The sequence below is a fragment of the Wolbachia endosymbiont (group B) of Lycaena phlaeas genome (assembly GCF_947251875.1).
Classification (GTDB): domain Bacteria; phylum Pseudomonadota; class Alphaproteobacteria; order Rickettsiales; family Anaplasmataceae; genus Wolbachia.
In genome coordinates, this window is sequence record NZ_OX366392.1 from 856,470 (window position 1) to 870,651 (window position 14,182).

At 34.6% G+C, this 14,182-nt stretch carries 12 protein-coding genes and 2 pseudogenes; 2 read left to right on the forward strand and 12 right to left on the reverse strand.

The window, feature by feature from the left end; genetic code table 11:
• Positions 1–52: 52 nt before the first annotated feature.
• From cgtA to OPR37_RS03900, 8 genes and pseudogenes are all read right to left on the reverse strand, one after another.
• Positions 53–1,075, reverse strand: coding sequence for an Obg family GTPase CgtA (gene cgtA / locus OPR37_RS03865; protein ID WP_254229611.1), 1,023 nt, complete (start codon positions 1,073–1,075; stop codon positions 53–55).
• The gene (gene eno / locus OPR37_RS03870; RefSeq protein ID WP_264684809.1) at positions 1,063–2,337 is read right to left on the reverse strand and encodes a phosphopyruvate hydratase; all 1,275 of its coding nucleotides are present in this window, start codon (positions 2,335–2,337) and stop codon (positions 1,063–1,065) included. Before eno ends, cgtA begins: the two co-directional genes overlap by 13 nt.
• A 66-nt stretch (positions 2,338–2,403) precedes the next feature.
• Positions 2,404–2,537, reverse strand: a pseudogene (locus OPR37_RS06325) (WPE palindromic element domain-containing protein); the annotation flags it as partial.
• A 120-nt stretch (positions 2,538–2,657) separates the two neighbouring features.
• Entirely contained in the window at positions 2,658–3,656 is a 999-nt protein-coding gene (locus tag OPR37_RS03880) for a recombinase zinc beta ribbon domain-containing protein (protein WP_179943897.1), read from the reverse strand.
• Positions 3,657–3,665: 9 nt separating this feature from the next.
• Entirely contained in the window at positions 3,666–4,277 is a 612-nt protein-coding gene (locus OPR37_RS03885) for an SURF1 family protein (protein WP_052264983.1), read from the reverse strand.
• A gap of 1 nt (position 4,278) precedes the next feature.
• Positions 4,279–4,755 (reverse strand): bacterioferritin, encoded by a 477-nt coding sequence (bfr, locus tag OPR37_RS03890; protein ID WP_007302660.1) that lies wholly within the window; start codon positions 4,753–4,755, stop codon positions 4,279–4,281.
• A 53-nt stretch (positions 4,756–4,808) separates the two neighbouring features.
• Positions 4,809–5,282, reverse strand: coding sequence for an RDD family protein (locus OPR37_RS03895; protein WP_007302659.1), 474 nt, complete (start codon positions 5,280–5,282; stop codon positions 4,809–4,811).
• Positions 5,282–5,923, reverse strand: coding sequence for an HAD family hydrolase (locus OPR37_RS03900; protein ID WP_007302658.1), 642 nt, complete (start codon positions 5,921–5,923; stop codon positions 5,282–5,284). Before OPR37_RS03900 ends, OPR37_RS03895 begins: the two co-directional genes overlap by 1 nt.
• 236 nt (positions 5,924–6,159) lie before the next feature.
• Here OPR37_RS03900 and OPR37_RS03905 point away from each other — a divergent pair, with 236 nt between their 5' ends.
• Positions 6,160–7,251, forward strand: coding sequence for a hypothetical protein (locus OPR37_RS03905; RefSeq protein ID WP_264711290.1), 1,092 nt, complete (start codon positions 6,160–6,162; stop codon positions 7,249–7,251).
• A gap of 353 nt (positions 7,252–7,604) precedes the next feature.
• On the opposite strand, the gene OPR37_RS03910 is transcribed toward OPR37_RS03905, so the two are convergent.
• Together OPR37_RS03910 and OPR37_RS06330 are read right to left on the reverse strand one after the other, a co-directional pair.
• Positions 7,605–8,549, reverse strand: coding sequence for an IS110 family RNA-guided transposase (locus OPR37_RS03910; RefSeq protein ID WP_265016826.1), 945 nt, complete (start codon positions 8,547–8,549; stop codon positions 7,605–7,607).
• A 245-nt stretch (positions 8,550–8,794) separates the two neighbouring features.
• Positions 8,795–9,735, reverse strand: a pseudogene (locus tag OPR37_RS06330) (IS5 family transposase).
• A gap of 462 nt (positions 9,736–10,197) precedes the next feature.
• On the opposite strand from OPR37_RS06330, the gene OPR37_RS03930 reads away from it, so the two are divergent.
• Entirely contained in the window at positions 10,198–10,959 is a 762-nt protein-coding gene (locus OPR37_RS03930) for a hypothetical protein (RefSeq protein ID WP_019236381.1), read from the forward strand.
• 24 nt (positions 10,960–10,983) lie between these two features.
• Here the strand turns inward: OPR37_RS03930 and fumC are convergent, their stop codons facing one another.
• Together fumC and OPR37_RS03940 are read right to left on the reverse strand one after the other, a co-directional pair.
• Complete coding sequence (fumC, locus tag OPR37_RS03935; RefSeq protein ID WP_017532669.1) at positions 10,984–12,372, reverse strand: class II fumarate hydratase; 1,389 nt, start codon at positions 12,370–12,372, stop codon at positions 10,984–10,986.
• Positions 12,373–12,564: 192 nt separating this feature from the next.
• The gene (locus OPR37_RS03940; protein WP_264684811.1) at positions 12,565–13,971 is read right to left on the reverse strand and encodes an ankyrin repeat domain-containing protein; all 1,407 of its coding nucleotides are present in this window, start codon (positions 13,969–13,971) and stop codon (positions 12,565–12,567) included.
• Positions 13,972–14,182: the final 211 nt, after the last annotated feature.

A 14,182-nucleotide genomic window follows, 5' to 3' on the forward strand; every position in this document is an offset into this window, starting at 1 on the left:
TATACTGAAAGAATCGGATTTACCTTAAGTGACCAACTGTTAAATAAAAAATTCATGTCTTAAAAGGATCATACACATCAATTTTTTTAGGGTCGCTTTTTTTCATTTTCTCACTCAATAACCTCAGAATGGGCTGTAAATCATCGTCGATTGATAAACACAGTACTTCTCTATCAAGATAATTGGCTAAATGATTCTTCTTCTCAAGAATTTCTGCTTCCTCCAATAAGTCGCATTTGTTTAACACAACAGTTTCTTCCTTCTTAATAAGGTCGCTATTGTAAAGCTTCAGTTCATTATGTGTACAATTATAAGCTGAGATAACGTCATCGCGCGTTACATCAATTAAATGCAGTAAAATTTTGCACCTTTCTATGTGCTTTAAAAATTTGTGTCCGAGCCCAACTCCAAGATGAGCATCAGCGATTATTCCAGGAATATCTGCTATTACAATTTCGCTATAATCCACTTTTGCTACACCTAAATGTGGTCTTATAGTAGTAAATTCATAATCGCCTACTTTCGTATCAGAATTCGAGCAGCGGGTTAAAAATTTAGATTTACCTACATTTGGCATACCAATAATGCCAACATCAGATAAAACTTTTAGCTTCAATACTATGTTTCTTTCTTCGCCGGGCTGACCATGGGTAAAATGTCTTGGTGCCCTATTGGTGGAAGATTTAAAGTTAGTATTTCCAAGCCCACCTTTTCCACCTTTCACTACTTGAAATTCCATGTCAGGTTTATCAAGATCTACTATTATTTCCTCACTTTCTTCATCGATTATTTGTGTACCAACTGGAACTTTAAGTATAATATCTTTTCCTGCCGTGCCAGATCTATCTCTACTCGTACCACTTTTTCCACTACTTGCTTTAATATGTCTTCGACAACGAAAATTAAGCAAAGTGTTGAGATTTGCATCACTGATGAAAATTATGTCTCCTCCCCTGCCTCCATTACCACCGTTTGGGCCACCAAATTCAACGAATTTTTCTCGACGAAAACTCGCGCAACCATCGCCACCATCACCTGCTTTTAAATATAATTTAACTTCGTCTATGAAGTCCATGCTAACCCACAATAATATTTAGCATTTTCTCCTAATGAACTTTCTATTCTCATTAATTCATTATACTTTGCAAGCCTATCAGAACGCGACAGCGAGCCAGTCTTGATTTGTCCACAATTCGATGCAACCGCTATGTGGGATATCGTTGTATCTTCTGTTTCACCTGAGCGATGCGAAATAATAGCCCTATAGCCATTTGATTTTGCCATTTCAATAGCAGCAAAAGTTTCCGTAAGTGTTCCTATTTGATTTGGTTTAATTAGTACAGAATTTGCCATTTTTTCCTTTATTCCCTTACTTATTAGTTCACAATTTGTAACAAATAAATCATCCCCGACTAATTGAATTTTACTTCCCAATTTTGCAGTAAGTAATTTCCAACCTTCATAGTCGTCTTCATTCATTGCATCTTCTATAGAAATTATTGGATATTTGCCTACAAGGTCAAAATAATACTGAACCAATTCCTCTGAAGTGAGTTCTCTGTTTTCAAATTTATAAACTCCATCTTCATAAAAAGTAGATGCAGCAACATCAAGACCCAGTGCAAAGTGATTTTTCATCGAATAACCGGCAGATTCAACAGCCTGAATTATCAAATTAAGAGCTTCTTCAGTGCTTCCAATGTTTGGTGCAAAACCACCTTCATCTCCTACGTTTGTGCTATAACCTTTTTTCTTAAGAATGCTGCGCAAGTTATGAAATACCTCTGCAGATATTCTGATTGCTTCACTGAAAGTTTCAGCACCAACCGGAAGAATCATAAATTCTTGAAAATCGAGTTTATTATCTGCATGTACTCCACCATTAATGACGTTAATTAGCGGAACTGGCATCTGCTCTTCCCCTACTCCCAAATACTTATATAACGGCATTTTAAAGCTGTTTGCTGCTGCTTTTGCAACAGCAAGAGACACACCCAAAGTTGCATTTGCTCCAAGTTTAGATTTATTTTTTGTTCCATCTAGTTCAATTAAAACTTTATCAATTGCACTCTGGTTTGCTGCATCCATGCCAATGATTTTATTTGCTATCACTCCACTCACAGATTGAACAGCTTTCAGCACTCCTTTACCACAATACCTTTTTTCATCTTGATCTCTCAGCTCCAATGCTTCTAGTTTACCGGTCGAAGCCCCAGAAGGGACAGCGGCTCTACCTGTTGCTCCATCACATAGTTCTATTTCTACCTCAATTGTTGGGTAACCCCTGCTATCTAAAATTTCTCTTGCAAATACACTGCTGATCGTCTTTTTCATCATGCTAAACCTCCACTAGATTCACAATTGTGTTCACGTTCGGGAAATGTCACCCCAGCGCTGTAACATTTCAGTGTACGAACATTGCAATATACAGGTAATTTGAGTAGCGGATGGTCAGTGCTTGACACTGGAATCCAGTTTTTATTATACAGCCACTTATTTAAAGTTAAGTCTTCTGGATCCCAGTGTCTGGGCACTGGGATGACACCATTCTTAATGGAAGCTATCCCCATATCGCAATGTCTGTACAGTTGTTTGCCTAGACACTGGGATCCAGTTTTACTACACAATTTTATCATATAAATCACCAATGCTTAAGTTTATTTTACTAGCAGCAGCTTTGCAGTTTCTTTCGCTAGTTTAGCTATATTACTACCAGCACCAATAAATAATACTACATCTCCTGAACTTGTCGAATTACTAATAAAATGTGAAATGAGTAAAGCATCATTCATAATCTTCACATCATTAAACCCATTACTGATCAAGGTTTTTTGTATATCATCAATTCCACAGCCAGGAATAGGCTTATCTTCTGGAGGATGGACAGGAGTGAGAATTACATAATCAAACATCATGAAAATTCGTACGAACTCATCAAAAAAATTACGAATACGAGCAAAACGAAGCGGCTCGATAATTCCTGTTACCTTTCCTTTAGTGGTCAAACGTGCTGCTGACAGGGTTGCCTGTATTTCATTTGGATGATGAGCATAGTCCTCAATTAACTTAACACCTTTAATATCGGCAATTAAAGAAAATCTCCTTGCTACTCCTTTAAATTCCAAAAGACCTTTTTTAATCTCTTCATCACTAATTCCAAGTTTCACTGCAACTGATATTGCAGCCAGGGCATTGCTAACTTTATGCATTCCTATTGCATTTGATAGCACTACATTCTTTATAATTCTGGTACAAGGTTGAATATCTTCTTTTTGTCTTTCGAGAGCGAGTTCTTTTAATCGAAACACCATATGTACATTATCATCATCAATTTCAATACGCTGAACTAACTTTCTAATTATATTAAATTTAGTCTCCCAATCTACCTCTGATAAATCACACTTTTCCTTCGTTATATGCCCTCTTAACATCTTCACTTCTTCCCATACTACCCCTTCTAGTATATCTGCGCGTATTGATTTGCTGTTACATTCACCAAAACGTTTTCCAGGACAACGATAGTAACTTCTTCCTCCCTTAGCATTACTCATTCCATAATAAACGGATTTGCAACACTGACATATCACTAACCCTTGTAATAAGTATTTTCTTCCACTTTGTTGCATTTTTTCTATTTGTAGCTTTTCTTTTTCCACACTGTATCTCTACGACTTATATATATTTTGCCTATAGTAAAATACGCACATAATGAGCCAAATCAAGGAAAGTGCAAACCAAGTAATTGCGTATTCAAGATGCTTTATTGGCTGTATAGTCAATTTGCCACCAAAATTGTCTTGCCACAATATACATTTCTCTAGCTTAATACCTAGATCATTGGAGATTTCTTCTGTACTTAAGGTAAACCATGTATTTGAAGCAATATCATTTTTGATAAACCAATTTTTGCTACCATCACAATACAAAACGCCATCAGCAGCTACTTTTTCAATTTTTGCTTTTTCTTCTTTTTTTTCTCTGACTATTCCTTTATTTATTAACATGTAATGTCCATTGATAAGCAACATAGGAGACAGCACATGATAGCCACGTTGACCTGCGAAAACATATAGTTCTATATCACTTAAAATTCCGTCGATTTTAACGTTTCTGTAGTTAAACTTTGAAAGATTATCACTAGGCAGTAGATGAATAACTGGAAGATCCATATTTTTGATAATATTATTCTTCCAGCTCAATCTAAATAACTGCCATAACCCGAGTGAAAAAAGAAGTAAAAAAGGTATAATGAAAATAAATACTGTTTTTCTTAACACTCTATATTTGTGTTCTCAAGTAATTTTCAATACCCATAAGCTCAATAAGGTCAATCTGTTCTTTGATCCAATGTAAGTGCTCTTCCTCATTTTTCAGTAGTCCTTCTAATAACATTACACTCACGAAATCCTTTTCTTTTTCAGCAACGGAAATTGCCTCTTTGATGCCCTTGATACCTTCTTCTTCTAAGTTAGAATTATCTTCTAAGATTTTCTGCATTGTATCTTTTGTGAACTTTCCTTCATACTTTGAGATTTTATTTGTATCTTGAAAATTTGGCATGCCCTTAAGCAGTAAAATTCTTTCTGCTAGCCTATTTGCATGCTCAAGTTCTTCATTAAGCTCGTTTTTCATCTTTTCTGCAAGTTTATTAATTCCGCTATCTTTAAGAATCGCAAAATGCAAAAGATACTGGCGTACAGAAGTCAGCTCATTTGTAAGTAATTTATTTAAATGTTCTACTATTTCTTTATTCATAACCTTTCTTTAGCTAATATACCAATGTAATCTACATAACAATCAAGGTCACATCAATTTATTTTTCTCACAACAATCGTATCAAATAGCACATCATGAAATGCCTGTTTCCTCTGAGAGAAGCAAGCAACTAAATACCAACTGAAGGTAAGCATCACTATAATCACTTCTAGTGTACTTAAAGCATTTACTGATGTTTGAAAAAGTTTGATAAAGGTGATAATTGAATTATTTAGCATAGGAAGAAAAAACTGAGAGATAGTGCGATCAAATGCTAAGCTCAAACCTATTTTAGAACTATCTAAAGTGATAGTATATATATTCATTAACTGTTGACCAGGAGTTGCTTGAGCTGTTGAAGATATAAAATATGTAAAGTAGCCACAATTTATACACATGTATGACAGGTGTAAAATTAATGGAAAATCCCCTAATGACAACACAATTAGTAAGGTTGGAATTAATAAAATTGCTACATCTATTAAATATGCGCAAAAGCGCCTGTGTACACTAGCGATCTCTGTCATTACCACCTATCTTTCAAATACTTTACTATGAATTCTGTAAGTTTATTAAAATGTTGAAAATATAACAAATCTTCATAACCTCTTATTGATTGTCCGTATACAATAGGTAAGCAATTTGCATTTTGTGCACATAGAATGTCTGTGATGCTGTCACCAACAAAAAACACATTTTCTCTATTTACAGGTAGCGTACTCTCCTCTAGTGCAAATAGCAGTGGAGTTGCAGATGGTTTATCTTCTGCAGTATCACATGATCCAACTATTCTTTCAAAGTAAGAATCTAGTTTAAAGTAGGCAACTTCTTGACGTAAATTAGTATTTTTCTTATTGCTAACTATCGCTAGGTAAATATTGTGGCTTTTCAGCGTCTGGAGCATTCCCTCTACTCCCTCGTTCAGAGTAATATTTTGTAACAGTGCACTATCTAGGTATTTTTGATATATCTGGTTCGCTTTTTTCCACTGATCACCAAACAAATTGACCATGTAGCTCTTTCTTGATTCATGAGAATTTCTATCAACAACTTTACTGCCAGATCCCATCAAATCTAAAGTATGCTTAATAGCATTAGAAATATTATCTTGAGTGTCAACTAAGGTATTATCCCAATCGAATACTACTGCTAACGGGCTATTTTTCATTTTTATATTGTGACGTATTTTAAGTTAATAAGTAAATGATATTTTGATGAAAAAAGCATAAATGAGGTGCTCCTTGTGTCTTAACCATTTTTACATAATTAACTAATATACTGATTTTAGTATAAGCTTTTATTTAGTTGGGTATGACACAGCTTAAAGATACACAAGATATTGAGAAGAAATTCAAGGATGTCTTTGCTGGTGCTTTTCCAGAAGGTACGTCGCTGGAAGATAAAGTGAAGATTATCAATGATTTCCGCCAGGAACTTAAAGCTTACAAAAGGCAAGTAACCAAAGAAAATCCCGGGAAAAGGTTAAAAGATATTTCTGCAGCAGATAATTCTTCACTGGGAGATAAAATCAAGACTATTGCAAAATTAAATCGTAGTCTTAGAGATCGAATGAACCGTGCAGCTAAAAAAGTAGCTAAAGATTTTGAAAAGATCGTCGAATTGAATCGGGAACTTAAAGATGTTTTTCCAGAAAATTCTTCATTGGAAGATAAAGTAAAAATTATTGTTGAATTGCACCGGGAGCTTAAAGCTCAAAAAGGGCGTAAAGATGAAGTGAAGATTATTAAAAAATTGATTCATAATCTTGAAGGTCGAATGGATCGTGCAGCCAAAAAAATAGCTGAAGATTTTAAAAAGATTGCTGGATTTAAACAAAAATTCGAAGGAAAAGACGTTTTTACAAGTAAAAAAGTTGCAGAGTTTGAAAGTAATAAAAAATCTCAAACTACATTAGAAGGCAAAATTTCTGATCAAAATAAACAAGAAAAGATTTCTGTGCAAACAGACAAAATTCGTGACTCAGTTAGCGAAATAAATACTTCTGGAAGATCTGTTTCAGAAGATAGAAACTTTCAACAAGAAAAGATTTCTGTTCAAACAGATACAGTAACTAAGTTACAACCTTCAGTAAGCAAAGATCCTATAAAAGATAAACCGAGCGATAAAAAGCCTAAAATTTCGTTAAAACAAGTCTCAGTGGATAGGAATGCTACAGAAAAAAAATCTAATAATAAAAAATCTCAGTTGAGTGAAAAGAAAAATATAGCTCAACCGAAAGAAAATCAAAAAGAAGAAGGCTTTTTGGTACGTTTTCTGAAGAAAATATTCAAAAAACTTTTTGGTGAAGATAAAAAGAGTGTAGAGGATATAAAAGGAACTACTCAAAAAAGCACTTCAAATGATGAAGGGCAACAACAAAATAAGCTCCTTTCAAATCAAGACCAAAGCGCAAGTGAAGGTTTAAAGCAAATTGATAATCCATTGGTAACTCCTGTCACGAAAGTAGAAAAAACAAAGACAGACCATGAAAGATAATTCGCCTTAGATTTCTTGCATAGTCTGGGGTCTAATTTGTCATCCTATGGCTTGACCATAGCTAAAAATCTGGATTCCAGTGGGCTTTGTTGCACAGCTCTTCGGATCAACTATGTTTTTTAAAATTTTTTGAATTTAGTTTCATTACAACTTTTGTTTGTAATTTTGTTTTTTATTCGAGTAAAAAGTGCATTTTTGACAATAAAAACCCTAACTTAATCATAGAAAAATTTTGTATCAAACAACAGTTACTGCTTAGATCTTATGGTTAACGAATATGTGTATAAATACTTTAAATGTGTGTAGACGTATTTATCCACATATTCGTTAACCTATTTTCTATGCAGATTTTTTTAATTCACATTGACTGCTTCTTTAAGCCTCGCATTGGCAATTACTATGATTTTACGCATTAGAGCTGTCATAGCCACCATCTTCTTTTTACCTTTACCAACAAGCCTTGAATAGAAGGCACCAAGCGCAGACTTAGACCTTGAAGCAGACATCGCAGCTGTAAAAAGCTTTTCACGAACGTTGCTTCTGCCACCACTTATTCTGCGATAACCAATAGTTTTACCACTTTCTTTCGGATGAGGTGCAACTCCAGCAAGACTTGCAATTTCTCCCCTACTTACATAACCAAGTTCTGGCATTAGACACAGAAAATCTTGAGATAATTTTGCACCTATTCCTGGAACTGTTTTAAGGATTTTTTGGCGCTTTTGTAACTCTGGATTCTCATCAATAATTTTTTGTATGGTATTGTTGAGCTCATCTATCTGGCTATTAAAGAATTCAATAGTTTTCTGACAGCTTTCTTTTATATGGTCGTTTTCAGGTGCTGCAAGCCTAGATTTCTCTTGAGCTCTCATTTTTGTAATGTCATCACGACGTTGACAAAGTGCAACTAAGGTTGTTTGTTCTTTTGACATAGGTGCAAATAGAGATAGAGTACTATAGCGTTCAAACCCATACTGAGCAAGGGCTCTTGCATCTGATTGATCAGACTTTGCTAAAGTTCCATGAGATAGAACAAAGCTTTTTACTTTGCGAGTATTAGCTCGATGTACAGCAATATCTTTATCAACAAGAAAATGTGCTAAGCCAAGCTCATATTTTCCAGTGTTTTCCAGAGTTACTAAAGAATTAGGTAAGATATTTAAAAAATCTTGAAACAATTGTTGCCAGCCAGCAGTATCATTGTCGAATTCGACAGCGTTCTTCTGTTTGTGAACTGCAACAACATTTTTAAATTTTCCAATATCAATGCCAATAAAATTTTGATAAGATGTAATCATAATAACCTCGATTAGTTTTAATTAATTTAAGATTGTAAACGGGTGCATACATATGTCCCATGCAACTATTCAAACGTATCGAGAGATGGGCTAGTGTACCTTGATCCGAACGGTTATAATACCAACAGTTGGTCGGTCGCACACGCCCGTGATAACTCTATTCCTATAGTGAGTAGGGTTATCTTCCCTCTTATCTCCTTTATATCATATTTTTAACTTACAATAGTGGGTAATGTATAATAAATTCATGAAGCTATATCAAACTTAGCCATGCCTATTTCAGTAAATTTGTTAAGCAAATAACACTTGAGTAGCAGTTCCTTCTCACGATTAATCTCAGATTTATTCCTAAAACTAAATCCAAATATTTGCTTCAGTCGCGAGAAAAAACTTTCTATATAAGATCTCTTCCAATAATTTATCTCTTTTTTCCACCTCTTCATACCATCTTCATCATATGACTTTATGAGCTTGATTGTAGAATTTCTCTCATTCATATAATCCAACTTTGGATGCTCTACTGCATTATTTTGCGGAGGAATCCTTGTCTTTATGTCAAGCTCATCGCACAGTTTGTATAACTTCTTTCGATCTATCTGCATATATCGTGCTTATGTTATACTTGGTATCCACTCTTTCAATAAGATCACAGGCTCCATAGTGGTCGGAATAAACTCCACTACTGTATTTTGCAGCTATAACTTTTTTACTACCTATCTCTAGCATTACATCTTGTTTGCTCATAGCGGCGATACTTTCTATCTGTACCATTTGCCTTACTATGGCCTGGAATATTATTGTAGATGCTGATACCTGTACTATCTATAGCAATTTCAATATCTTCCATATCGTTCTTATCAACTCTGCAGTCGTTGATTTTGATATTAAGCTTTTTAAACCTTCTTGAAGCCTGCGAATAGCTGATAATTTGCAAAATTTTCCCTATTTGCTCAAGATATTTCTCTATAAATCCCACTGTTTGCCTAAGACCAATCCTGAATAGATAGGTTATTATGTGAATTAGAATCACTACTTTGTCGCTGTAGACATTGTTGCCACCTGCTACTTTTGGACTATTTTCGTACCAATTTTCAATGGCATCGTTGATATAATGAAAAACATTTCCCCTTTCTTGAAGAAATTTGTTATATTCATTGCAGTTACTGACTTTCATTCTTATTGGCATATTTTTCCTTTGTCGGCTAAATATCTATTTTATAACAAATTCCATCAGTAACTGCCTGTTCTTTCCTTGAGTGGTGCAACAAAGCCATTCCAGCGTCACGCGCTAACTTAAATTATTTATAAAATTTGTTCCGGTAAACCTAATTTGGGTTAGCTATAGAAAGCAAAACAGACACAAATCAGGAAAAAAATTAATAGAATTCCTGTTTTTATAATAAAAATAATTAATTTTTAAAAATTTTATATTGATTTTATCATTAAATCTCATATAATATTAATATATTAACTTTGATGGTGGTAAAGAAATGCATGGTAGTATAAGCAACGAAGTGGTGAAAAATTTAAACAAGTTAATTAACTCTCACCAAACAAATAAACTTAGAAAGGCATTTAATAACCTTAGCACTAACCATAAAATGAATATATAGAGCATGTTAAAGCAAAGCCTCAAGGCTCTAAAGCTATGTCCGGCATACTAAATGCACTAGACAAGGAAGAAGCACCTTCTATCTTTAATCAGTTACCTCAAGAGTTTGCTTTCAATACACTCGATTGTATTAATCCCACATCGACTTTATTTAAAATTCTATTTAATCAACTGAATCCCCAACAAAAAGAAGATTATAAAGTAAATTTAGAGACAAAATCAACTGTCAAAGCTAAGCTTGTCCTAAAGAATTTTTACTTAAGCAATAAAGAGAGTTCAAGCAACTTAAGTACTGAAAACTCCAATGAACCGTTAGTACAAAACAGAGATGATTTGCCAGCAGCACATTTCTCTCTTATATCTCCTGCGTTCGAGGAAACAGTTGTTGAACATACATTTGATACTAGACTAGAACTTTCTTCTGACAAAGAGAATCAATCATGTAGCCAAACAGTAATTCCATTTCTGGGTTTTGCTGAATTCGATAATCAATTCTGCAATACTGTAACAGAAAATTCGACAGTTAGTAGTAGTTTAACGTCGAATGAGCATATATCAGATAGCCTAGAAGGTGAGCAATTATCCCCAGAGTATTATAACTATTTGATAAATGGAGTAACTAGTCTGCAATCCTCAAATGTGAATCCATTGCCAGAGTTCAGTTTCTCTCTAAGCTCTGTTACGCTAGATGAGATGGTTAAGAGATATGGCTTTAATCACAATGACCACGCTCTAAGTGATTTAGAAGAGGTATATGTAGAGCAACCAGCAAAGTTCCATACATATTACCACAATTAACTAGGGACAAAAAAAGGTGGTAGATTAACCTACCATCTCCTCTGGTTTCACTATCCTTTCAAACTCCTCCTCAGTGAGCAGTTGAAGTTTTGCTGCTGCTTCTTTTAGAGTGATATTTTCTTTATAAGCAAGCTTCGCTATTTTTGCTGCATTGTCATATCCTATATGCGTATTTAATATAGTAACTAGCATTAACGACTGATTTAGTAAATCCTTTATTCTTTCTTCGTTTGCTTTAATATCAACTACGCATTTCTCTGCAAAATTTAAACTTGCATCAGCTAAAAGTCTTATAGACTGCAAAACATTGTAAATTATCACCGGCTTAAACACGTTCAATTCAAAGTGACCATTTGAGCCACCAATTGTCACTGCAACATGATTTCCCATAACTTGAGCACATACCATAGTCACTGCTTCGCATTGAGTTGGATTCACCTTACCCGGCATGATTGAAGAGCCAGGCTCATTTTCTGGTAACATTATTTCTCCAATCCCGCATCTTGGACCAGAACCAAGTAGCCTTATATCATTTGCAATTTTCATCAAGCTTACTGCTACTGTATTGAGTGCTCCACTGAGCTCAACTAAAGCATCATTTGCTGCTAGTGCTTCAAACTTATTTTTTGCTGAAATAAATGGAAAATTAGTGATTTTTGCCACTTCTTTAGCAAAATCCTCAGCAAAACCCTTTTTAGTATTGATTCCCGTGCCAACCGCGGTACCACCTTGTGCAAGTTCATATACATTGCTTAGAGTTGACTTTACTCTCTCTATTCCCTTTTTAATCTGAACTGCATAGCCAGAAAATTCCTGCCCAAGTGTTAGAGGAGTTGCATCTTGCAGATGAGTACGCCCTACTTTTATTATATCTTTAAATTCATGAACCTTATTATTTAGCGCTTTATATAATTCTTCAAGATTGGGAATAAGCAAGCGGTTTATTTGCTCTGCTACTGCTATATGCATTGCTGTTGGAAAAGTGTCATTTGATGACTGACCACAGTTTACATGATCATTTGGATGCACTGGAGACTTACTACCTAAATCACCGCCCAAAATTTCTATTGCACGATTGCTGATCACTTCATTCACATTCATATTGGTCTGCGTTCCAGAACCGGTTTGCCAAACAACAAGCGGAAATTGATTATTAAATTTACCGTCTATTACCTCCTGTGCCGCTGTGCAGATTGCATCCCCTACTCTATTATCTATGCTACCCTGTTTCATGTTAACACGTGCTGCTGCAAGTTTTACTATTGCTAGCGCTTTAATCAGGGGCTCTGGCATTTTCTCTGTACCAATTTTGAAATTTTCCAAAGAACGCTGAGTCTGAGCTCCCCAGTAACGTTCACTTGGTACTTTTACTTCTCCTAAGCTATCTGATTCTATCCTAATTTTTTTATCCATATTTCCTCCTTCTAGTGCTTGACGTTACCTACATATATGAATTAATTAAATCAAATTGTATTTCAGTGTCAAGTTGAGACATTTTTAGTGAAGACCTTAGAAAATTTTCAAGCCATATCTTTTGCTTCTATTATTTTTTTATTGTTATTAAGGCAATCATGCAACCTTAAGCAATAAACCTACTTTCACTCTCTATAAGGCTATTCTACTTAGAGCTTGAATAGTGAAAACATCTTTAAGCGCAGAAGCTATACCTTTGTTTGCTTTCTCTTTTTTTACTTCTACAATCATATAACCCAACATTGCACCTAACGCTAGACTAACGGTCGCTGATGCTGCACAAACTGTAATCACTGCTCCCGCAGAACATGATATTGTCATACCTGCAACATAACCTACTATACCACTAACACCAATGCAGACGTATTTCTTCCGTAGCTCTTTTTGTATATGACTTTTCAGATATTCTTTTACATCTAAATGCCCGTTTCTAGTAGCATAATTCAGAGCAGTGTTTTCATAGCCATCTTTCACATTAACATTTGCTTTTGCTGTTTCTATCAGGTACTTTACTACCTCTAAATAGCCACTTCCAGCAGCCCACATTAGAGCAGTTCTTCCATAGTGATCTGTTGAATTAATATCTTTTTTCTGTTTTTCTATCAGGTATCTTACTGTTTCTAATTGACCATTTTTGGCAGCTGAAAATAATCCTGCATGATTGTTAATCATTTGTGCAAATGATAATGTTTTTAGTTTAGGGGGTTGTAACTCTTGAGTATTAAAGTTTAATTGTGCTGGAACAATTTCTACTTCAAGCTCTACATGTTCTCTTGTGAAACGATCAAGTAGCCTTTTTACCTGATCAATTGTTTGAATTCTTACCTTATAATACCACGATAAAGAATTGATTATTTCCCTGTTGTTAAGAAAAAATATCACTAATTCTATTTTACCTGTTAAATCTTTAGCATAGATTGAGTATTCTATATTTAATCTATCTTGTGCAATATTTCGTATTGTCTCACTCTCTGTCCAAATTCTTACCTGTTCATTAATTCTCTTACTTACAAGAAAATTATATAATTCACTATCTTCTTCCTTCATTTTATTGAGCTCATCCTTACAGTCATACCAATAAGATGATAACTCTGGTATACAAGTAGGAAGAGGCAAGCGAGGTATTGACATATCAAGATTAGCTATTAAATGATATCTAGTTAGAAGCTTTGCTATCTCCGTATGGCCATTTACAATAGCATATGTTAGGGCAGAGAATTGACCTTGACGTTTCACATTTAAATCAGCTCCATTTGCTATTAGAAGTTGTACTACCTCAAGATGACCATGGGCAGCAGCATGAATTAGAGCAGTTATGTTTCCCGGAGATTCTGCATTAACATTTGCTCCCTCTTCTATCAAGTATTGTAATATCTCTAGTTGACCATTGTCAGCAGCCCATATTAAAGCAGTTCTCCCATAATCATCATCTATTGTATTAATAATTGCTCCACCCTGTATAGCTTGCTGAACAAAATCTAGCTGTCCTTTTTTAGCAGCATCAATTAGCTGCGCATTTAGCTGTTTTTGTGATGGCATATACCCCTCTAAAATAAATATACAATTTAAAGCTATTTTAGCCACTATTCAAGTTTTAATGGCTAAAATTGATTGAATCACTTTTTAGTGTTTTTTTATGGTTGTTTGAGTCTAGCAAAGATGAGTCTATATCACAATCTAGTAATTCTCCTACTGCACTTAGTAAACCAGCTGTACAACCAGCTATTTTGATCTGGATGAGAGGAGATAT